The following is a 21,017-nucleotide window of genomic DNA, read 5'->3' as shown; positions in this document are numbered from 1 at the left end:
GCCAACGGTATTCGCTGCATCCCGCACCGTTACATCCAAAGGATCAAACAATGACAATAAGCCTGCGCTGCGGCAGCGGCTTTCTCGCCGCCTGCCTGCTCACTTCTGTCCAAGCGGCCGAATATTCACCCGACCAGTTTCTCTTCGGCGACTGGAACGGCACCCGCACCCGCCTGCACGAGGCCGGGGTCGACCTGCAAATCACCTATGTCCACGAACTGGCCCGCAACACCCAGGGTGGCGATGACCATACCAGCACCTACTCCGACCAGATCATGTTCGATGCGGCGCTGGACCTGGACAAACTGCTGGGCTGGTCCGGTGCCGGCCTTCGCTTCACGATGACCAACCGCAACGGCGAGAACCTCAACGCCGAAGCCGATCTGGGCGTGCTCCTGCAACCGCAGGAAATCTATGGCTACGGCAGCGCGACCCGTCTGGTGCAACTCTACTACCAGCAGGCGCTGCTGGACGACCGCCTGTTGATCAAGCTCGGCCGCCTGCCCATGAGCGGGGAAATCTACCCCTTCGCCTGCCCGTTCCAGAACCTCGGCTTCTGCGGCACGGTGCCGGGCTACATCACGCCGAACTGGTACACCTGGCCGATCAGCCAGTGGGGCGCCACCGCGCGCTATCAGTTGGACGAGGAATGGTCGCTGCAAACCGCGATCTATCAGGTCAATCCGCGCTTCACCGAGCGTAGCCAGCGCCTGAATTTCGGCAGCCCGTCGGGTACCACCGGCTACCACGCGGTCGCCGAGCTGGGCTGGACGCCGACACTTGCCGGCCAGCCCGGCGCCTATCGGCTGGGTCTGTGGCGCAATACCGGCGACTTCGAGGACGTCTACCGTGACGCTGCCGGTCGACCGATGGCTCTATCCGGTGCGCCAGCCGCCGAACACGACAAGGCCACCGGCGGCTACCTGATGGCCGAGCAGCAGGTCTGGCAGAGCAGCACGGTAGGCGAGCGACGGTTGAAGCTGTTCGCCAACTTCATCCAGTCCGACCCGGACGTGACCTATATCGAGCGCGTCTGGCAAGTTGGCGGCACGCTCTCCGCGCCATTCACTTCGCGCCCGAACGACGAGCTGGGCCTGGGCCTCGGGCGCCTGGAAATCAACGACGACGCCCGCAAGCGCTTGCGCGAAGAGGGCCAACCGGTGCCGGACGTGGAATACCCGGCCGAGCTGTATTACCGCGTGGCGCTGACACCGGCGGTTTCGCTGACGCCGAACATCCAGTACTTCCACCGACCAGGCGGCTTCGACGATGACAAGGACGTGGTTGTATTCGGGCTAAAGACGCTGATCAGTTTCTGAAAACGCCTCCAAGCCACGCTTCCCCCGAACGCTGAGGATCGGCCGGCCGCCGCTCTGGCTGGCCGGCATTCGCTGCACCCGCACCGTCGCATCCAAGGTTCAGCTGCCGCCTCGTTAACGCACGGCAATTGCCTCCAAACGGTCCGGACCGGCTTCAGCTGTCGGATAAATAGCTTTGGGTGTTCTTGAATCCACAGCCACCCGGCTAACGCCGCTACGAACCTTGCCCATCGCTCATCAACGCAAACGCTGCCCCGATATCGCCGGATGGTAAAGCGGCTGAACCGTGTTCCCCGCAGGATCGAGGACATGAAAGCTATGAGCGCCGTCGCTGTGAGCGAAGGGGCGGTCCAGCAGGGTCACGCCTTGGGCTTTCAGGTATTCGTACCAGGCGTGCAGTTCTTCCAGGCTGTCGACGATGAAACCGTAATGATCCATCGCCTGGACGCCGCTACTTTTTTCCCGGGCGCGGCCCAGGGAGAGGTTGTCGTTGCCACAGGTCAGGTAGACGAGATCCTTGCTGGCGCGGTTGAGGACTTCCATGCCCAGCACGTCGACGTAGAAACATTCGCATTCTTCAAGGTTTGGCACGGTAAGCGCCAGATGACGCAAGCCGTTCAGGCGACCGGGACGCTGCGGCATTTTTCTCTCCTTTTTGTATACAATCCAACTCCCACATTAAAACAAAATGGAGCTCACATGTACTGCCTTATCCTGAAAACCCAACTCGTGCCGGGCTCATTCGACAGGTTCATGGAGGCGATGCGCATCAACGCCGCCGCTTCAGTGCAGCACGAGCCGGATTGCCTGGTGTTCGATGTCATCCAGGATCTGGCGGATCCCGACCTCGTCTATCTCTACGAGCTGTACCGCGACGAAGCGGCGTTCGCGCACCACAAGACCACCGAGCACTATCTGCACAGCCGCCCGCTGGTGGGTGAGTTCATCGTTAAGCAGGAGGCCATGAAAGGCCATATGGTGTGCGGCAATAACAAGCGTTGATGAACGAGATGCTGCGCTTAAGATATTCAGAAAGTATCCACTCGAGATTATCTATATATTTTTAATCCCCTTATTTGCTGATTAGCATCACTGCAGACGCCCGGCCTCGCGCCAGCGGCGTCTACCTCCAATAAAAATAAACAGGAGACAGTGATGCTCAAGTCACCGAAGCCGCTTGCTGCGGCGATTGCGGTTGCTGCGTTGGGTGCGGGTTCGCCGGGTGTGGTCATGGCGGATTTTCTTGCGGACAGCAAGGCGACGCTGGAACTGCGCAACTTCTATTTCAACGCCGATTACCGTCAGGACGGCGCCAACCAGTCGAAGCGTGACGAGTGGGCGCAGGGGTTTCTGCTCAATTACGAATCAGGGTTCACCGAAGGGCCGGTGGGGTTCGGAGTCGATGCCATCGGGCTGCTCGGGGTGAAACTCGATTCCGGCCCGGAGCGGCAGAATTCGGGGTTGTTGCCGGTCGGTGATGACAAGGCGCCCGATGAATACAGCCAACTCGGCGCAGCGGCCAAGCTGCGTTACTCGAAAACAATCCTGCGTGCCGGCACCTTGCTGCCGAAGCTGCCGACCGTGTTGCCGAACGATTCCCGCCTGCTACCCCAAACCTTTCGGGGCGGGATGCTGACGTCGAAGGAGATTGATGGGCTCTCGCTCAGTGCGGGGCGTCTGACGCAGAACAGCCTGCGCAACTCCGCCGCCAATGACGACATGCAGGTCTCCGGCAAGGGCATCAGGGGCGGACAGGACAGCGACAAATTCGATTTCGCCAGCGCCAGCTATCGCTGGACCAAGAACCTGACCACGGGCTACCACTACGGTCATCTGGACCAGAACTACAAGCAGCACATATTCAACCTGGCCCACGTCCTGCGGTTGGGCGACGACCAGGTAATCAAGAGCGATCTGCGCTTCGCCCGTTCCACCGAAGCCGGCAATACCAACGTGGACAACGACGCCTTCGGCGCCAAGTTCACTTACGAACTCGGCGGTCATGCGTTCGGCGCGGCGTATCAGAAGATGAGCGGCGAAACCGGCTTCCCGCATATCAACGGTACCAATTCCTACCTGGTGAACTACGTGATGATTTCGGCGGACTTCGCCAGCCCCGGCGAGAAGTCCTGGCAGCTGCGCTACGACTATGACTTCGCTGCCATGGGGATTCCCGGCCTGAGCTTCATGACGCGCTATCTGCGTGGTGACGGCTTCGATGGCCCCGGTGGGCGCAACGGCCGCGAGTGGGAGCGCGATACCGATATCGGTTACGTGTTTCAGCAGGGCGCGCTGAAGAACTTCGGCGTGAAGCTGCGTAACGGCACCTACCGAAGCACGGGCAATGACATCGATCAGACCCGCTTCATCCTCAGCTACACCTTGCCGCTGCTGTAACGGCCGCCCGCCTTCCCGTCGCCCGTGCGGGTGACGGTGTCGCTTAACAGGAGATGAATATGATCATGCAAAAGACGCTGCTTTCCCTGGCCGTCGCGTTCGCGCTGAGCGCCAGCCACTTGAGCGTACAGGCTGCGGACACCGCCGACCTGCCCTGCCGCACTACGGCCGAATGCGCGGCCGAGGCGGCGAAAATCGGCGCCACGGTCGATCGCTCCGGCGCTAAATCGGGCAAGCACGACGACCAGTTCACCTGGGTCAACCGGATCAACAAGGCGTCCATCGTGATGCTCACCGAAGAAGAGATCGTCAGCCGCAAACAAGGCCGTGAAATCGCCAGCGGCGTTCAGTATGTGATCGACCAGGCCAGCAAGCCCGACGGCAAGAAGCCCAGCGACGTGCTGCAGATCGAACGCATCATGATCGACAAGATCGGGCCGCAGGCCTCGCTGATCCACTCTGGTCGCAGCCGCCAGGACATGTACGCCACCTACCGCCTCGCCACCCTGCGCAGCCAGTTGCTCGACTACACCGACGCGATGAACGACACCCGGGCAAAACTGCTCGAGCTGGCGAAGAACAATGTCGACACGCTGATCCCGGCCTACACCAACGGTGTGCAGGCACAGCCGATCACCTATGCGCATTACCTGTTGGCCTATGAGGCGGCTTTCGAGCGCGATGCCCAGCGCATCCGCGAGCTGTACGACCGTCTGAACCGCAGCCCCATGGGCACGGCGGTGCTGGCCAATTCCGGCTGGCCGCTGAACCGTGAACGGCTATCCGAGCTGCTCGGCTTCGACGATGTACGCGACAACTCGCTGGATGCCGGGCAGGTGTCGACCTACGACATTCCCATCGAAGCGGCGGGCATCGCCTCGTCGTCGGCGATCCGTATCGGCGCGATGTTGGGCGACATCCATACGCAGTACCACCAGATCCGTCCGTGGATGCTGCTCGAGGAAGGCGCCACCTACACCAGCAGCGCGATGCCGCAGAAGCGCAACCCCGGCTTGATCATGCGGGCGCGGGAATCGGCCTCGGACGTCGTCGGCCTGGCCCATACCGTCACCCTGCGTGCGCATAACGTGACCACCGGGATGACCGACTACAAGTTCGCATTCGACGGCCTCGGGCTGTTCGATAGCGCCCATGAGATGTTCGTCCGCACGGGCAATGTGATGGACGCGCTGGTGATCAATCCGGAACGCGCGCTGGAAGAACTGGAAGCTGAATGGACCACCTCGATGGAATTGGCCGATACCCTGGAGCGCGAGCATAAGGTGCCCTTCCGTATCGGTCACAGCTTCGCTTCTGCGGTAGTCGGCCATGCGCGCAAGGAAGGCTTCGTGCCGGCAAACTTCCCCTACACCGAGGCGCAGCGCCTGTTCACCAAGGTGGCGGAAAAGTACCAGTGGAAAACGCGGGAGTTACCGCTGAGCGAGTCGGCGTTCCGCGCCACGCTGTCGCCGCAGAACATGGTCAAGACCCGTGTCGGCACCGGCGGACCGCAGCCAGCCGAGGTCAAGCGGATGCTCAAGGAGGCCAACCAGGCTTTGGCCGGCGATCAGCACTGGGCGAAGGTGCGCCGTGATCGGGTGGCCAAGGCGGAAAGCGAGCTGGACAAAGCCTTCAATGCGCTGCTGAAAAACTAGAAAGCGGCTAGCTCAGCGTTTCCCAGCCAGCGCGCCGGGAAACGCTGCCCGCCGGTGAGGCACCAGCGCCTCGCGCAACGCGTTGCGGTCCAGCGCACCGCTCCAGGCCGAAATCACCACGCACGCCAGAGCGTTGCCGATCACATTGGTCAGCGAGCGACACTTCATCAGCCGCTCGACGCCGAGCAACAGACCGAGCGCTTCCAGCGGCACCAGATTCAGGCCAGCAACCGTGGCGGTCAGCGTCAGAAAAGCCGAGCCCGCCGCACTGGTCGAGCCCAGCGAGGTCAGCAGCGCCACCAGCAGCAAACTCAACACATGCGTGCTATCCAGGGCGACACCGGCGAGCTGCGCCAGGAACACCGCAGCGCAGGCCACGTAGATATTCGAACCGGCCAGATTGAAGGTGTAGCCGGTGCTGAGCACCAGCCGCACCACCCGCCGGGCGCATCCGGCGCGTTCGAGCTTGTCGATCAAGCCCGGCACAGCGGCCACCGAAGCACCAGTGAACGCAACCAGGCAGAGTTCGGCCTTGATGTAGGCGATGAGCCGAAACAGGCCGACGTTGGCCAACCGGGCCACGACGCCCAGGGCAACCACAAGGAACACGCCGCTGGCAAAGTAGACGGTGCCGACGAACTTGAGCAGCGGCCAGGCGGACGCCGGTCCGTATCGACCAACGGTGTAGGCCATCGCGCCGAATGCGGCCAAGGGTGCGAAGCGAAGCACCATGCGCAGCGCCTTGAGCAGCCATGCCACCCAGGTATCCAGCCGGCGCCGCAGCGGTTCGCCCGCATCGCCTGCCCAACCCAGCCCGAGGCCGAACAGCAAAGCGGCCAACAATACCGGAAGGATGAACGTATGCCCGATGACCTGCGCCAGGCTAGTCAGCACCGCGGTCGGCAGATCGCTCATGGGCCGCCCAGTTGTGGTGGTGAGCGGCACGGCATCGCCGCCGGGCGCAAGCAGTATTCCCACGGCCCCGCCGGTGATCAGCGACAAAACGGCCATCATCAGGAAATAAGCCACCACCCGACCGGCGCAGCGGGTGTGCTGCCCGCGCTCACCGAACGCCGCTACCGCCGAGGCGACCAGCACGAACATCACCAGGGGCACCGCGTGGCCGATCACGCCGAGGAATGCATCGCTGAGCGGCTTCATTTGGACCGCCAGTTCTGGCCGCAGGATACCGAGCGACAGGCCCAGGGCAATCGCGATCAGGATGAGAGCGGTGTCGTTGCGGTACAGCTTGGCTAGAATCATGGGCCGCCGAGCGATGTTGTTGTTTTAGCAGGCCGTTGAAAAAAACGTAGACGAGGCAGGCAAGACGAGGCAAAAGCAACGACGAATTGCCAACGTAGGCAGTTTTTCAACAGGCTGCTGGTCGCTTCAGAACCCGTATCCTACCCCATCGAGGCGCTCCGTCAGCCAAACGCGCTGGCGGGCGTTTAGCAGGACGCCGCCATATGGAACTTCGCCACCTCCGCTATTTCGTCATGGTCGCCGAGGAGAGGCATTTCACCCGCGCGGCGGCACGCTTGAACATGCAACAGCCGCCGCTGAGCCAGCAGATTCGGGCCTTGGAGGACGAGCTCGGCTTCGAGCTGTTCAAGCGCCATCCCAAAGGTGTGGACCTGACCACCGGTGGCGCGGTGTTCCTCGAAGAAGCCAAGGCGATCCTGGCGCGGGTGCAGGACGGCGCGCGCCGGGCCGCTCGTGTCGCCGGCGGGGTCGAGGGCACGCTGAACATCGGCTTCACCTCGTCGGCAGCGGCGCATCCGTTGATCCCACGGATCATCCGCGCCTACCGCGAGCAGTATCCGGCGGTAGCCATCAGCCTGGACGAAGGCAACGCCGGCCGCCTGACCGAACGCGCCAGTGCCGGTCAGTTGGAGGTCGGGATCGTCCGCGCGCCCGTCAGTCGACCCGCGGGTATCGAGTTCCATCGGCTGCTGGTCGAAGAGCTGCTGTTGGTGCTGCCGATCGGGCATCCCGTATTGGCTGGCTATCCTGACGCCGTGGATTTGCTGGCAGTACGTGACGAGCCGTTCATCCTCGTACGCCGCCCCGGCGCACCAGGCATGTATGCCAACCTCTTGCACGCCTGCCAAGCAGCCGGGTTCGAGCCGCGGGTGGCCTTCGAGGTGGAGCGGATGCTGACCAACGTCAGCCTGGTCGCCGCCGGTGAAGGGATCTCAGTGGTGCCGGCCTCCATGCGCGACATCCACCGGGAAAGCGTGGTCTACCGACGCATCGTAGGCGCCCGTCCACGACTGGTCGCGCCACTTACGTTGGTCTGCCGCGAATTCAATCAGTCGCCGGCGTTGCAGAATTTCATCGCGCTGGCTCGGCAGCTGGCCAAAAATTACCGGGCAAATATCAGTCGGGATTGACGCAGCGTGCGTCCGTCGGGATCGCTCGACAGCTGACCGCTGGTTAGAACATCGTCCTGCCCACTCTTTCAAAGGTTGTGAGTCCATCACAATGACGAGGTGCAGCATGGCCAAAGACGACAAGGCGACACCCCATGAGAAGAGCGACCATGAGCTGGCGAACACGGCCGATGAGGTCGAGATCGGAACCACCGCCCATACGACGCGCACGCAACCGGTCGGTCACAGCCTGGAGCCAACGCATACGCGGATGAATGGCAGTGACGAGGACGACCCGGACAATCACAAGCGCAAATAAGCAAAAGCCCCGCAAACGCGGGGCTTTTTCGTGGGCGCGCTAGCGAACTGCCATGCGCGTGGCCGGACGGGTCGCCAGCAGCAGTCCGGTGAAGATCAGGCCACCACCGACCCAGTGGAACACCTGCAAGCCCTCTCCCAACACCAGCCAGCCGAGGAATGCGGTGAAGACAGGCATCAGATAAGTCGCCATGGCCGCTTTCGCCGCGCCGACTGTCTTGACCCCGTGGTTCCAGGAGAGATACGCCACCAGCGAGGCGAAGATGGCGGTGTAGGCGATGACTGCGAGGTTAATCGGGGTGGGCGTGAAACCGCCGACCTGACTCAGTTCGAACAGGTAAAACGGCATAATCATCGGCGTGCCGATCAGCATCAGCACACCCAGCAGCGTCAGCGGCGGTACCCGTAGAAAGCCGCCCCAGCGCCGCAGTAGCAGGGTATAAAGCGCCCAAACCACCACCGCCCCGAGCATGATCAGATCGCCGCTCTGAAATGACAGGCTGCTGAACGCCGCCCAGCTGCCGCGGCTGATCAGGTAGATCAAGCCGCCCGCCGCGATGGCCATGCCAAACCAGGCACGCCGTGCCGGCCATTCACCCAGCAACAGTCCGCCACCGATAAAGGTGAACAGCGGTAGGCAGGTATTCACCAGCGTCAGGTTGATGGCTTCGGTACTTTGCGCGGCGGAATACAACAGCGAGTTATAGCTGCTGACGCCCAGCGCCGCGATGATCGGCAAGCGCCAGCTGGCCGCTCGCAGGGCCGCACGGTGGGCCCAGATCGAACGCACGACAAACGGCAGCAGCAGACAGGTCGCCAGCACCCAACGCCAGAACGACAACGTCAGTGGCGGGATGGCTTCATGAAAAGCGCGCGCCACCAAGGCGTTTCCGCTCCAGCAGAGCACAGCGAGCAGCAGGCCGGCGAAGGCCCATCCGTGACGCTTGGCCATCACACTGGCCGAACTGGGCGAAGGCGGTATTGCGGTGGCAACTGGTCCAGGCCGCTGATGGTAACGTTCAGGTTCTTCCAGATGCCGTCCTTGATGCCATAGATGCAACCATGCACGGACAGCGGCTGACCACGGTGCCAGGCGTTCTGGACGATGGTGGTATGACTGACGTTCGCGACCTGCTGGATGACGTTGAGCTCACACAGACGATCGACCTGCGCTTCCTCGGTGGGGAAGCTGGCGATATGGTCGCGGTGTTCGTAGTAGAGGTCGCGGATGGTGCGCAGCCAGCCGTCGATCAGGCCGAGCTGATCATCGCGCATCGAAGCACGTACCCCGCCGCAACCATAATGACCGGTGACCAGGATGTGCTTCACCTTGAGCACGTCGACCGCGTACTGGATGACCGACAGACAGTTGAGGTCGGTGTGCAACACCACGTTGGCAACGTTGCGGTGTACGAACAGATCGCCCGGCAACATGCCGACTATCTCGTTGGCGGGTACGCGGGCATCGGAACAGCCGATCCAGAGGTACTCCGGCACCTGCTGCTTGGCCAGTTTGGTGAAGAAGTCAGGGTCTTCCTCAATGATGGCTTCAGCCCAGCGCGCGTTGTTTTCGATTAACTGTTGAAGATCGTTGCTCATCGCCTACCCCATCCATCCGAAACGTTACGAACCGGTCGGCATTATGACAAGCATGCAGACCGGTGCGTCACAGCTTCAGACTGTAAACAGCGGGTTCGACGGGACTTCCGCACGTGGGCGGGAAGAGAACGCCCGTAGATCGCGCAGGAAATTGTCACGCCAGGCGTCGAGGTCCGCCGCGCGGATGGCGCGCATCATGTGCTCGTAACGATCCTTGCGTTCGGTGAGAGACATGCGCATGGCGCGGTCGAGCGCCTCGGCCATGCCGATGCAATCGTAAGGATTGATGATCAGCGCCGAGGTCAGCTCACGGGCGGCACCGGCGAAGCGCGACAACACCAGCACGCCAGGATCCTCCGGGTCTTGCGACGCGACGTATTCCTTGGCGACCAGGTTCATGCCGTCGCGCAGCGGTGTGACGAAGCCGATATCGGCGCTGCGGAACAGCCCCATCAGCACGCGTCGATCATGGCTTTTATTGAGATAGTGCAGCGGCGTCCAATCCAGATCCGACAGCCAGCCATTGATGTGGCCGGCGGCACTTTCGAGCTGCTGGCGGATGTGTTGATAGGTCTTCACGTCAGAGCGGGAGGTCGGTGCGATCTGTACGAACTCGACCGCGCGGCGGTGCTCCGGGTAGCGTTCGAGGAAGGCCTCGTAGGCCTTGAAGCGCTCCACCAGCCCCTTGGAATAATCCAACCGATCGACGCTGATGATCTTCTTGCGTGCCACGTCAGTGGTACGCCGCATAGGCTTGCGGCGGGTCTTGTAGGACTCGGCCAGGTCCTGGATTTCGTCTGGAACCACGCCAATCGGGTAGACCCCGGCGCGGAAGTTCTGTCCGTACGCCGTCAGGCTGCCATCGTTTTCGAGAATGCCGCGCACTTCACGGGTCATGTAGTCCTGGAAGGCCAGACGATCGGTTTCGGTCTGAAAGCCGATGAGGTCATAGAAACACAGCGTCTTGAGCAATTCGTTGTGCGGCGGGATGACGGTGAGGATTTCCGGCGGCGGAAACGGGATATGCAGGAAAAAGCCGATGCGGTTGCGAATACCCAGCTGACGGCAGGCCTCGGCGAAGGGAATCAGGTGATAGTCATGGATCCAGATGATGTCGTCGGGTTTGAGCAGCGGCCTGAGCTTCTCCGCCAGCATCGCATTAACCCGGCGGTACCCCTCATATTCCTGACGGTTGTAGCGGGCCAGATCGATGCGGTAGTGGAAGATCGGCCAGAGCGTGGCATTGGAGAATCCGCGGTAATACTGGTCGTAATCCTGCTTGGTCAGGCCCATCGTCACGTAGGTGATATTGCCGATGGTCTCGGTGTTGGTTTGCGGGGTGCTGCTTACGTCACCGCTCCAGCCAAACCAGATACCTCCGGCCTGGCGCAACGCGTCATAGACGCCAACTGCAAGCCCGCCAGCAGCGACCTTCCCCGCCTTGATCGGCGCTACTCGGTTGGAAACCACTACTAGTCGGCTCATGGGTCGTTCTCGCTCCAGTCTGGTTTTATTGGTTTTCCGGCTGTTCTGAGAGTGCATCGAGCAAGCGTTCGAGCCAGGCGCCAACGGCTTCTACCGAGTCCAGGCGTTGCTTGGCTTCGGTAGGGCCGGTACCGACCTTGATGCTCAGTCCTCCCAGTTCGTTGATGACCTTGAAGCCCGCCTCGTCGGTCAGATCGTCACCAACGAACACCGGCATCCTTCCTTTGAATGGAGCCTCCTGCATGAAGGTGCGAATCACCTCGCCCTTGCTCGCGCCGCGAGGTTTTAGCTCGAACACGCATTTTCCCGGTTGCAGCGTCAGGACGTCGCCGTAGCGCTCGACGAAGTCTTCAGCCAGCGCTCGGGCGGTGCCTTCCAACTCCGGGGCCAAACGAAAATGCAGGGCGAATGCGATGGTCTTGTTTTCCAGCGACAGGCCGGGGTGTTGACCGCAGGCGTGTGCAAGCTCTCGCTGGATGGCTTCGAACACGTCTTTGTCGAGCGCCAGATTGCGCATCTCGCCTTCCGCGGTGCGGCGCTCGGCGCCGTGCACGCCGGCAGCCGGCAGCCGCAGTGGCGAGAGCAGATCATCGAGCTGGCTGAGCGGACGGCCGGAAATAACCGCCAAGGGAATTTCGCTGAGATGCAGGTGCTCCAGGGCAATCAGCGAGCGAGGTGGAATGGTCACGAGCTCAGGGCGAGGCTGTATTTCTGCCAGCGTGCCGTCGACGTCGAAAAAGAAAGCGCAGCGCCGGACCTCTAGCCCGGGTCGGTCATTTGGTTTGTTCATGAACCTTGAGACTCCGGATAGTCGACGGTGGTTCGCGCTTTTTGTGTCATCACAAGCGCTTAGGCGCTAAACAGGCGGCCCTTGCAGCTTGGTTCATAAAGCCCGAACCGGCCAGCGGCCAGCCTGAATCTTCGCATCGACGCCGGGTCACAACCTGCAAGACCGCAGCTCACACAGGAGGTTGTCATGAACGATCGCAAGCCCTATACACCCACGGAGATCGACGACACCGAGGACCGCATGGGCTCGATGGAGCAGCTCGATTTCGACCAGCATCGCGACGATCGCAAGGGCCGTATCGGTGACGAGGTGCCGGCCGAAGAAGTCGAGGACGAGTTCCCGCCGGAGCGAGTAGCCGAAGCGGGCATGACCACCGGAGAAGTGCCGGATGGCGACACCACCATGGACGACCTTGCGCCTGAGACGCTTATTCGCGAAGACGGCTCGCGCTCACCTAACGAACGCGGCCATGGCGGCCCGGCCGACCAGGATCTGAGCGAAGTCTCCGAACATCGCATCGGTGCCGACGTGGATCTCGACGAGGCAGAGAAGGGTCGCTATGACCCACTGGACGGCAAGCCTTGGGACGGACCGGCGAAGGGCGACCCGGACACCGGGCTCGGCGGCGGCGATGCCGTGCTGCATGAAAATAACGACCTGATGGACGACAACGAACTCGAAGGCGACGCGCCGCTGGACTCCGGGCGGGACAAGGCGCCAGGACGATAAGGTTGTTTGCCGCTTCGTGCCGGATCCGGGTGGCGGCCGCTTCAACAAGGAAAAAGCCCGATCGTCTGGGTCGGGCTTCGTATGGCGGTCCCTGCCTGATCAATCGATCAATGTGCAGGCCATCACCAAGGCATCTTCGCGTCCGTCAGCGGAAGGGTAATAGCCACGGCGCCGCCCTACTTCGTTGAAGCCGTAACGCTCGTAGAGCCGGTAGGCCGACGTATTGCTGGCGCGCACCTCGAGAAAGCATTCGCGCCCTCCGCGCTGGTGAGCCCGCTGCATCAGATGCTCAAGCAGCCGCAACCCCAGCCCACGCCCCTGGCTCTGGGGCTTGACGGTGATATTCAGCAGGTGCGCCTCGTCGAGAATGACATTGATCACGCCATGACCCACCTGCTGCTCGCCTTCGAGCATGACCCAGCATTCATAAGCGCTCAACGCGTCGGTGAAGATGCCGCGGGTCCAGGGATGACTGAAGGCGGCGTATTCGATTTTCAGGACTGTTTCGATATCCGCCGCCGTCATGGGGCGAAAACTGACTGCATCACTCATGAAGCACTGCTCATAAACCCATAACCCAACGCGGCATGCTGCGACGCATCGCCTTCCACAACTCGGCCTTGCTGCCAGGTTGCTCCATTAACTGCTCGAGCCCGGGCATGGCCAAAGCGTGGCCGATGCCATCGATATGCAGCTCGCGGTAGCAGGCGTCTGCCTCCACCTCACCAGCAAAGCGCAGCGCCGGCAAACCCACTAACCAGAGGCAGGCACAACCCATTTCCTCCAGCTCGGCAGCCACGACACCTTGCACATAATCCCGTGCTGCCTCGGCGCCCTGATCGAGACTGCCGCGGTGCAGCAATGGCCAACGAATCGGCTCACCGTCACCGACCTGCTGGGGCTTGTCCGGTAGCTTGGCGGCGCGCAGCAGATCCTTGAGCAGCAGGTAGGCGGGATCGCGGCTCTGGAAAGACTCACCGGTGGGCAATTCCACCAATAGCAGGCAATTACCGGCTCGTAGCAACTGCAAGGCAAAACGTGGTGGCGGTATGGCTGCCTTTTGCTCGGCGGCTGCCGGCTCGGCATCAGCGGGCCTCGCGGCCGCCTTTTTCGGCTCGGGCATGGCGATGCGGGGCATGGCCGCACGCACCGCATCGGCGGCCGGGCTCGCCGTGGCCGCTGGCGCGTCTGTTACCGGCGCGGGCGACGAGGGGGCTGGCTGCGCGACGGGCTGCTCAAGCTCGACGACTGGCGCGGGCATGGCTTCGGGCTCGACGAACTGCAGCAGCTCCGGGCGCGACGGCGCGGCAAAGGGAAGCTCGACCCGTGGTAGCCAGGTGGTGACCTGCATCGCGTCGAGAAAGGCCCGACGCCGGCTTTCGGTGATCAAACCCCGACTACCTGCGGATGCGCCTTGGCGCCGACCTGCATCAGGTTCAGCGCATTCAGATAGGCCTTGGCGGACGCCACGACGATATCGGTATCGGCGCCGTTGCCATTGACGATGCGCCCTCCCTTCTCCAGCCGCACCGTGACCTCGCCTTGCGAGTCGGTGCCCTTGGTGATGGCGTTGACCGAATAGAGCTGCAGCGTGGCGCCGGAATTGGCGACCGATTCGATGGCCTTGAAGGTCGCATCGACCGGCCCGGAGCCTTGTGCCGAGGCGGGCAGCTCATTGCCGTCCACGCTCAGCACGAGCTTGGCGTCCGGCACCTCGCCGGTTTTGCTCGCCACCTCTAGCGTCACCAGCTTGAAATGTTCCTGCACGTCTTCGGCGAGGGTGTCAGAGACGAGTGCTTGCAGGTCTTCGTCGAAGATGTCGTGCTTCTTGTCGGCCAGCTCCTTGAAGCGCGCAAAGGCCGCGTTCAGCTCACCCTCGCCCGGCAGGACAATACCGAGCTCCTCGAGCCGCGAACGGAATGCGGCACGCCCGGAATGCTTGCCCATGACCATCTTGTTGGCGTTCCAGCCCACCGATTGCGCGGACATGATCTCGTAGGTTTCGCGGTGCTTGAGCACACCATCCTGGTGGATACCGGACTCATGGGCAAAGGCGTTGGCGCCGACGATGGCCTTGTTCGGCTGCACCGGAAAGCCGGTGATGCCGGAAACCAGGCGCGAGGCGCTGAGGATGTGCTCGGTTTCGATGCGAGTGTGCACGTTAAGCAAATCCTGGCGGGTCTTGATCGCCATGACAATCTCTTCCAGCGCGGCGTTACCGGCGCGTTCACCCAGCCCGTTGATGGTGCACTCGACCTGCCGCGCACCCGCAACGACCGCCGCCAGCGAGTTGGCCACCGCCAGGCCCAGGTCGTTGTGGCAATGCACGGAGAACACGGCCTTGTCGGCGTTGGGAATGCGTTCGAGCAATTGGCGGATCATGTCGGCGTACTGATGGGGGATGGCGTAGCCGACGGTATCCGGAATGTTGATCGTGCGGGCGCCCGCATCGATGGCCGCTTCGATGATGCGACAGAGGAAGTCGATGTCCGAACGTCCTGCGTCTTCACAGGAAAACTCCACGTCGGCGCAGAGATTGCGGGCCTTCGTCACCGCGCGCACAGCCTGCTCGACCACCTGGTCCGGTTGCATGCGCAGCTTGTACTGCATGTGGATCGGGCTGGTGGCGATGAAGGTGTGGATGCGCCCGGAATTAGCACCGGCCAGCGCCTCGGCGGCGCGCTCGATATCGGCATCGACAGCACGCGCCAGACTGCAGACGGTGCTGTCCTTGATGTGATCGGCCACCGCTTTGACCGCGGCGAAATCCCCCGGACTGGCAATCGCGAAGCCGGCTTCGATCACGTCCACCTTCAGGCGCTCGAGGGCCTTGGCGATGCGCAGCTTTTCTTCGCCGGTCATGGAGGCGCCGGGGCTCTGTTCACCGTCTCGCAGGGTGGTGTCGAAGATGATGACGCGGTCGTTGCTGCTCATGTCGAACTCCTCTTGGCCAGCCGTGCGGACTCAGGCGGCGCCTCAAGTGTGAATTGTGGCCGGAAACCAGCAAAGCGGGAAGGCCGAGCGTCTCATTGCGTCATCCCAACGATCGGTTTGGGCTGATTTGCACCTGGGTCAGGCAGTACAATTGCCGACTATTTTTTGCAGCCGACAGAACCGATTCAGATGATCGAACCCAAGCGCGTACTGCGTGCCCTCGCCGAACACTGGACGTTGCTCGAGCCACTGTGCGAGCGCTTCGATGCCGGCACCCTGAGCCTGATCGAGCTGCGTCATCAGCTCGCCGCGCAACTGCCGGAAGGCACGCCCACCGATATCACCGCCCTGCTCGATCAGTGGATCCGCCTGGATATCCTGGTCCCGGTGGCGAAAAGCCCGAATCGCTTCGAGCTCAACGCGCAAATCCATGACTTCCTCGCCTACCTGCGCCGCGAACATCGGCTCGGCCTGTGCCTGGAGATCGAAGCCTACCTCCGCCATCTGGAACGCCTGGCCGGGCATATCCAGGACGCTTTCGAGATTCGCGACGGCCAGGACCTCGCCCGCCAGCTGCGTCTGCTCGACATGCGCGTGCGCGACGTGCTGAAGAAGCTAGCCAATGACGAGCAGGCCCTGATCGGTGTCGCCGACCGAGCAAAAACCAGCGATCGGCAGATTCCGCTGCGTCAACGTTACGCCGAGGTCCTCGCCACCTGGGATGAATACGTCGAACCGATGATCCAGCTGGTCGCGGCCGATGGTGCGTTCGAGCAGGGCGTATACCGCGTCGAACAGGTGCTGATGAAGCTGCTCGGTGAGCAGCAGCGCCTCGGCCAGCTGGTCGACGACGACCTGCTGCTGCGCACCCATGCGCGCATTCTCGAGATGCAGAGTACCGCCCAGTTGACCCTGCGCCACGCGCGCGAGCTGTTGCTGCCGTTGCGGGAAGAGGCGCGCCGCCATAACGCCGTGACCCGGGGTGCCGCGCTGGCGCTGTCGGCCATCCGCAAGAAGGGACTCGATGCCGTGCCGCAGGCCTCGTTGCCGCTGTTCACCCGCCCGCAGAGCACCTTTCTCGGCTCGGCCAGCCAGGTCGAGGCCTATGTCTATGCCCTGGCCCGCTTCGAGCCGAAACCGGCGCAATTCCCCAGGGCCGGCAGCAAGCGCAGGACCGACGCACCGCGCTCGCCGTTGACGGCGCGAGAAATGCTCGACCGCTGCGAACAGGCGCTACCGCTGCCTGACCTGATGCAATGGCTGCTCGAGCAGGAACCGGAAGGCGCAACCGACGAGCTGCTCTACTGGTTCTCGCGCCTATCCCGCGATGCACGCTTCCAGCGCGACCGCCTGGAGCGCCGTGAATACCTGACGCGCGAGCATCAAGTCAGCCTCAGCTCTTTCGCCCTGCTGGCCAACGCCGATGCCTGAGCGCTTACGAGCTGGACCAGGTATTGCGCGCCCTGTCTCGAACCCATTTTGTGAAAAGCGCTTCGCGGTTTTCACCCGCCGATTGCCCTGAGTTGCCTATGAACATCGATCTGAAAGAAATGACCCAGTTGGCCCCAATCTTCCGCGAGTTGTTCAAGGGATATCACCTGTCCCGCAGCGAGCCGGAATGCTACGCCCAGCTGTCCAACATGCAGGACCAGTACCGCGCGCTGTTCAAGGCGCTCGGCTTCGAGCTGGTCTGCGACCCACGCGGCTTCTACTACTTCGTCCCCGAGCAGATGGGGGCGCAGGTCAACAAGACCGCACAGCGCCTGGCGTTGTTCACCTTCATTCTGGTCGAGCATCTGGCCGACCAGGGCCGCGATCCACTCGCGGTGCTCGACGGCGGTACCCTGGGCCGGGACGAACTGCCCGCGCTGCTGGACAAATACCGCGACCTGTTCCTGCAGGCCGAGGTGACCACCCAGGACGAGCTGGAAGAAAAGGTGATCCGCCGCCTGACGCAACTAGGCTTCGCCGAAGACAGCAACGGCATCTACCGTTTCCTGCCGCCGATGCACCGCTTCCTCGACGTCTGCCTATCCGTCCAGCAGGACCGCGACCTCGCGGCGAACCTGCACAGCAGCGATCTGGCACTGGCGGCACCTCAGCTCATGGCCGAGGAAGAAGAGGACGACATCATTCTTATCGATCGCGACCCTGACGATAGCGAAGAAGATGCCCTGGCACGCGCCATCGCCGAAGAAAAGGAGCTTGAAGCATGAGCCAGGAACGCTACGGCATCCGCCGCTTCGCCCTGCTGAACACCGCCGGCTATAGCCTCGGCATCTTTCCGCTGGAAACGCCGTTATCTGTTTACGGTGCGAACAACCTGGGCAAGTCCGCGTCGATCAATGCGCTGCAGTTTCCGATTCTGGCGCGCATGTCGGATATGAGTTTCGGCAAGTACAGCCTTGAGCAGTCGCGCAAGTTCTACTTCGCCAGCGACACCAGCTACATCCTCGTTGAAGTCGCCCTGCCCCATGGCCCTCACGTAATCGGCGTTGCTGGTCGCGGGCCGGGTGGTGGCTTTGGTCACCAGTTCTTCGTCTACCAGGGCTCGCTGGATCTCGATCACTACCAGCAGAACGGCACCTGCCTACGCCAACGCGAGCTGTTCGCCAATTTGGAGCGCGCCGGCATCAAGGCCTACGAGGCCAAGCCGGACGAACTACGCCGCCTGCTGGTCGGCGGCCACACCGCTATCCCGCTGGACATAACGCTGATCCCACTGCGTTCGACCAGCGAGCAGAGCCTGAAGACGTTCCGCGCACTTTTCATCAACCTGCTGCACATGCGCGAGATAACGGCGGCCAAGCTCAAGCAGCTGTTCCTCGATGCGTTCGAGCACAGCCTGCGCTCCGGCAGTGTCGATTACATTGCAGCTACCGAAGAGGCTTTCCGCGACGTGCGCCGCATGGAGCAGGACTATCAAGCGCTGGTTGCAGCCGGGCCGTTGGTTGAAGCTCTCGCTGCCGGCGTGGCGCAGCGAGAACTGCTGCGCGGCAAACTGCATCGCTTGTCGCCTTTGCTCGACTCGCTGCTCGGGACCTGGCAGGACTATGCTGGCGCGCGCAAGGAAGAGCTGGTCATCCAGGCCGAACACTATCGCCGCGAGCAGGACGGCCTGCAGAACGAACAACGTGGAAGCACCTCCGAACTGATGCGCCTGGAGCGTGAGATCAGTGAGATTCAACGCTGGCTGGGCGAGCTCTCCTCGCTGAAAAACCGCTTTGCGCTGGTCGATGATGCTCATGTGCTCGAGCAGCAGTTGCTCGCCGCCAAGGATGCCCATGACGAGTTGGCCGGCGCGCTATCGCAGTCGCGCCAGTTCTCCAGCGAGGACCTCGACGAGCGCCTGCGCGACCTTGAGAAGCGGCTCAAGTCGGTCCGGCAGCAACTGGACCACGCGGACAACAACAGCTACTCCCGTCTGCGTGAGGAGTTCTCGCAAGCGGACGTTGATCGCCTCATGCGGCTGTTCAATGGGCAGCTATTCAGCCTGCCGCTAGGGGACAAAGGCATCGCGCTGGATGATAGCGAGGCCTGGGTCAAGTCGCTCGAAGCGGTCCTGGACGGCTTCAAGGGCGAGCGCTTCGAGGCGCCCGGGTTATCTATCGACTTGTCCCATATTGAACCGCCGGCCCTGCAGGCGCTGGCTGATCGTGCCGCATTGCGTGACCAGAAGGATCGACTGGAGCGTGAACTGAAACAACTCAAGGCCCAGCATTCAGTGGCGGTCGACCGCGCCGCGAGCAAGGCGCAGGCCGAACAGCTCTACCAGCAGGTGCTAGACGCCCAAAAAGCCTTGGAGGACTTCCGCCGTTGCCAGACGCTCTCAGCCGAAGAGAACAGTAAGCTTGAGCAACTGGCCCAGGCCGAGGCGGCGCAGGACGAACTCAAGCGGACCAGCGATGCCTTCACCGAGCGAGTGCAACATCTATCGGCGAAGCTGCAACTGGTCGGCCGTCAGCTGGCGGATCTCGAGGCCAAGGAGCGCACGTTGGAGGACGCGCTACGTCGCCGTCAGCTGCTGCCTGCAGATCTACCATTCGGTATGCCCTTCATGGATCCGGTGGACGACTCGTTGGACAACCTCCAGCCGCTGCTCAACGACTATCAGGACAGCTGGCAGGCGCTGCAACGCGTCGACGGCCAGATCGAAGCGCTCTACGCGCAGGTGCGCCTCAAGGGCGTCGCCAAGTTTGATAGCGAAGAAGATCCCGAGCGGCGGTTGCAACTGCTGGTGAACGCTTACGCGCATCGCCAGGACGAAGCCCTGACGCTCGCCAAGGCACGTCGCGCGGCCGTCACCGATATCGCCCGGACCTTGCGCAACATCCGCAGCGACTACGACAGCCTCGAGCATCAGCTGGCGTTGTTCAACCGCGAGATCAACAAGCGCCAGGTTTCGAACCTCGAAAGCTTTCGCATCGTCCTGGCACCGAACAAGGATGCGCTCAAGCATATCGACCAGATCATCCACAGCGCCGGGCAATACGAGCAAGGCGAGACGCTGTCCGTATTCGACCTGCAGCAAAGCAGCGAACAGGACAGCAAGAACGAGGAGGCCAAGGAGTACCTGGCACGCTTGGTTGCCGCTAACAACAATCAGCTGGGCCTGAAGGACCTGTTCGAGCTCGCGTTCGAAATTACCAAGGTGGGCGGCCAGCCGGTGATCCATACCGACATCGACGGCGCGGCGTCCAACGGTACGACGATGACCATCAAGGCACTGACCAACATGTACCTGTTGCTGCACCTGATGGACCGCGAACAGGCCGGTCGTATTCGCCTTCCCTATTACCTGGATGAGGCGGCCGACATCGATGAACGCAACCAGCAAGCACTCATCGAAACCAGCCTGCAACTCGGCTTCGTGCCGATTCTGGCCTCGGTGAAGCCGCAGGTGTCGGCACATGTAGCTATCGACCTGGAAGGCGGTAGCGGCCCGGCCGGAATCTATATCGACGAAGCGGATTGGAAATTCATTAAGCGCCGTGATCAGGCTGAGACATCGATCGCCGCCTCTGATCCAAAAGCCGTGAAAGAGGTCGAGCCGGTTAGCTGAACACGGTGGTCGAGAGCTGACCAGTCTGCTCCGGTGCGCGGGCTGGTTCCAGCCGAAACGGCCTTTTTCTATCGCCTCTAGTCCAAGCTATCTCATACGTAAGAGTGCGGTTTGCCCGTAGCCATGAGTCTCCTCCCAAACGGTGTGACGATCCGCATTGATCGTCGCTCCGCCATGCATCGATTGTCGTCGAGCGCGTCTATCTCAGTAGCCGCTTCTTCTAGCCTGCCAGTTTCTCGGCATTGGTGATTCACAGAGCCAGATAGCTCGATGCATGAGCGGCTTGCTGCTATCGCAGCCAGCCTGCCCGGAATCCAAAGCCGGAACTCTTCCCGCTAGGCCAATGCTACCGGAGCC

Annotated in this window: 19 protein-coding genes; 10 read left to right on the top strand and 9 right to left on the bottom strand. The window is 62.2% G+C overall.

Going from position 1 to position 21,017, the window contains the following annotated elements:
* Positions 1-50 precede the first annotated feature (50 nt).
* Positions 51-1,319 carry a carbohydrate porin gene (locus MCB86_RS15525; RefSeq protein WP_239611413.1) on the top strand — a complete coding sequence of 423 codons (1,269 nt, stop codon included), beginning with the start codon at positions 51-53 and terminating at the stop codon, positions 1,317-1,319.
* Positions 1,320-1,556: 237 nt separating this feature from the next.
* On the opposite strand, the gene MCB86_RS15520 is transcribed toward MCB86_RS15525, so the two are convergent.
* Positions 1,557-1,961, bottom strand: a complete 405-nt coding sequence (locus MCB86_RS15520; RefSeq protein WP_239611412.1) for a VOC family protein — start codon at positions 1,959-1,961, stop codon at positions 1,557-1,559.
* Positions 1,962-2,018: 57 nt separating this feature from the next.
* Between MCB86_RS15520 and MCB86_RS15515 the strand changes: the two genes are divergently transcribed.
* The 3 genes from MCB86_RS15515 (at position 2,019) to MCB86_RS15505 (ending at position 5,371) form a co-directional block, all read left to right on the top strand.
* Positions 2,019-2,321 carry a putative quinol monooxygenase gene (locus MCB86_RS15515; RefSeq protein WP_045163397.1) on the top strand — a complete coding sequence of 101 codons (303 nt, stop codon included), beginning with the start codon at positions 2,019-2,021 and terminating at the stop codon, positions 2,319-2,321.
* Between the two features lie 153 nt (positions 2,322-2,474).
* Entirely contained in the window at positions 2,475-3,716 is a 1,242-nt protein-coding gene (locus MCB86_RS15510) for an OprD family porin (RefSeq protein WP_239611411.1), read from the top strand.
* 59 nt (positions 3,717-3,775) lie between these two features.
* Positions 3,776-5,371 carry an argininosuccinate lyase gene (locus MCB86_RS15505; RefSeq protein ID WP_239611410.1) on the top strand — a complete coding sequence of 532 codons (1,596 nt, stop codon included), beginning with the start codon at positions 3,776-3,778 and terminating at the stop codon, positions 5,369-5,371.
* Positions 5,372-5,383: 12 nt separating this feature from the next.
* On the opposite strand, the gene MCB86_RS15500 is transcribed toward MCB86_RS15505, so the two are convergent.
* Positions 5,384-6,634: a cation:dicarboxylase symporter family transporter gene (locus tag MCB86_RS15500; RefSeq protein ID WP_239611409.1), complete on the bottom strand. Its 1,251-nt coding sequence runs from the start codon at positions 6,632-6,634 to the stop codon at positions 5,384-5,386.
* A gap of 203 nt (positions 6,635-6,837) precedes the next feature.
* Here MCB86_RS15500 and MCB86_RS15495 point away from each other — a divergent pair, with 203 nt between their 5' ends.
* Both MCB86_RS15495 and MCB86_RS15490 read left to right on the top strand, forming a co-directional pair.
* Positions 6,838-7,764 carry a LysR family transcriptional regulator gene (locus tag MCB86_RS15495; protein ID WP_239611408.1) on the top strand — a complete coding sequence of 309 codons (927 nt, stop codon included), beginning with the start codon at positions 6,838-6,840 and terminating at the stop codon, positions 7,762-7,764.
* Positions 7,765-7,870: 106 nt separating this feature from the next.
* Positions 7,871-8,062 carry a hypothetical protein gene (locus MCB86_RS15490; protein WP_045163401.1) on the top strand — a complete coding sequence of 64 codons (192 nt, stop codon included), beginning with the start codon at positions 7,871-7,873 and terminating at the stop codon, positions 8,060-8,062.
* 39 nt (positions 8,063-8,101) lie between these two features.
* On the opposite strand, the gene MCB86_RS15485 is transcribed toward MCB86_RS15490, so the two are convergent.
* The 4 genes from MCB86_RS15485 to otsB form a co-directional block, all read right to left on the bottom strand.
* Positions 8,102-9,013, bottom strand: coding sequence for a DMT family transporter (locus tag MCB86_RS15485; RefSeq protein WP_239611407.1), 912 nt, complete (start codon positions 9,011-9,013; stop codon positions 8,102-8,104).
* Entirely contained in the window at positions 9,013-9,660 is a 648-nt protein-coding gene (gene can / locus MCB86_RS15480; protein ID WP_045163403.1) for a carbonate dehydratase, read from the bottom strand. Before can ends, MCB86_RS15485 begins: the two co-directional genes overlap by 1 nt.
* Positions 9,661-9,735: 75 nt before the next feature.
* Complete coding sequence (otsA, locus tag MCB86_RS15475) at positions 9,736-11,145, bottom strand: alpha,alpha-trehalose-phosphate synthase (UDP-forming) (protein WP_045163405.1); 1,410 nt, start codon at positions 11,143-11,145, stop codon at positions 9,736-9,738.
* 25 nt (positions 11,146-11,170) lie between these two features.
* Positions 11,171-11,935, bottom strand: a complete 765-nt coding sequence (otsB, locus tag MCB86_RS15470; RefSeq protein ID WP_239611406.1) for a trehalose-phosphatase — start codon at positions 11,933-11,935, stop codon at positions 11,171-11,173.
* Positions 11,936-12,121: 186 nt separating this feature from the next.
* On the opposite strand from otsB, the gene MCB86_RS15465 reads away from it, so the two are divergent.
* Complete coding sequence (locus MCB86_RS15465) at positions 12,122-12,664, top strand: hypothetical protein (RefSeq protein WP_239611405.1); 543 nt, start codon at positions 12,122-12,124, stop codon at positions 12,662-12,664.
* A 99-nt stretch (positions 12,665-12,763) separates the two neighbouring features.
* Here the strand turns inward: MCB86_RS15465 and rimI are convergent, their stop codons facing one another.
* Genes rimI through MCB86_RS15450 form a run of 3 tightly spaced genes read right to left on the bottom strand, consistent with a single transcriptional unit; the run spans position 12,764 to position 15,598 of the window.
* The gene (gene rimI / locus MCB86_RS15460; protein WP_045163408.1) at positions 12,764-13,216 is read right to left on the bottom strand and encodes a ribosomal protein S18-alanine N-acetyltransferase; all 453 of its coding nucleotides are present in this window, start codon (positions 13,214-13,216) and stop codon (positions 12,764-12,766) included.
* Between the two features lie 10 nt (positions 13,217-13,226).
* Positions 13,227-14,054 (bottom strand): energy transducer TonB, encoded by an 828-nt coding sequence (locus MCB86_RS15455; RefSeq protein WP_239611404.1) that lies wholly within the window; start codon positions 14,052-14,054, stop codon positions 13,227-13,229.
* Positions 14,051-15,598, bottom strand: a complete 1,548-nt coding sequence (locus tag MCB86_RS15450; protein ID WP_239611403.1) for a 2-isopropylmalate synthase — start codon at positions 15,596-15,598, stop codon at positions 14,051-14,053. Before MCB86_RS15450 ends, MCB86_RS15455 begins: the two co-directional genes overlap by 4 nt.
* Before the next feature lie 189 nt (positions 15,599-15,787).
* Between MCB86_RS15450 and mksB the strand changes: the two genes are divergently transcribed.
* The 3 genes from mksB (at position 15,788) to mksF (ending at position 20,660) form a co-directional block, all read left to right on the top strand.
* Positions 15,788-17,029, top strand: coding sequence for an Mks condensin complex protein MksB (mksB, locus tag MCB86_RS15445; RefSeq protein ID WP_045163411.1), 1,242 nt, complete (start codon positions 15,788-15,790; stop codon positions 17,027-17,029).
* 98 nt (positions 17,030-17,127) lie between these two features.
* Positions 17,128-17,814, top strand: a complete 687-nt coding sequence (gene mksE / locus MCB86_RS15440; protein WP_239611402.1) for an Mks condensin complex protein MksE — start codon at positions 17,128-17,130, stop codon at positions 17,812-17,814.
* The gene (gene mksF / locus MCB86_RS15435; RefSeq protein WP_239611401.1) at positions 17,811-20,660 is read left to right on the top strand and encodes an Mks condensin complex protein MksF; all 2,850 of its coding nucleotides are present in this window, start codon (positions 17,811-17,813) and stop codon (positions 20,658-20,660) included. Before mksE ends, mksF begins: the two co-directional genes overlap by 4 nt.
* The last annotated feature ends 357 nt before the right edge of the window (positions 20,661-21,017 follow it).

This window comes from Pseudomonas sp. KSR10 (genome assembly GCF_022355455.1).
Lineage (GTDB): Bacteria > Pseudomonadota > Gammaproteobacteria > Pseudomonadales > Pseudomonadaceae > Stutzerimonas > Stutzerimonas stutzeri_E.
This window is presented reverse-complemented; position numbering and strand designations above follow the sequence as displayed.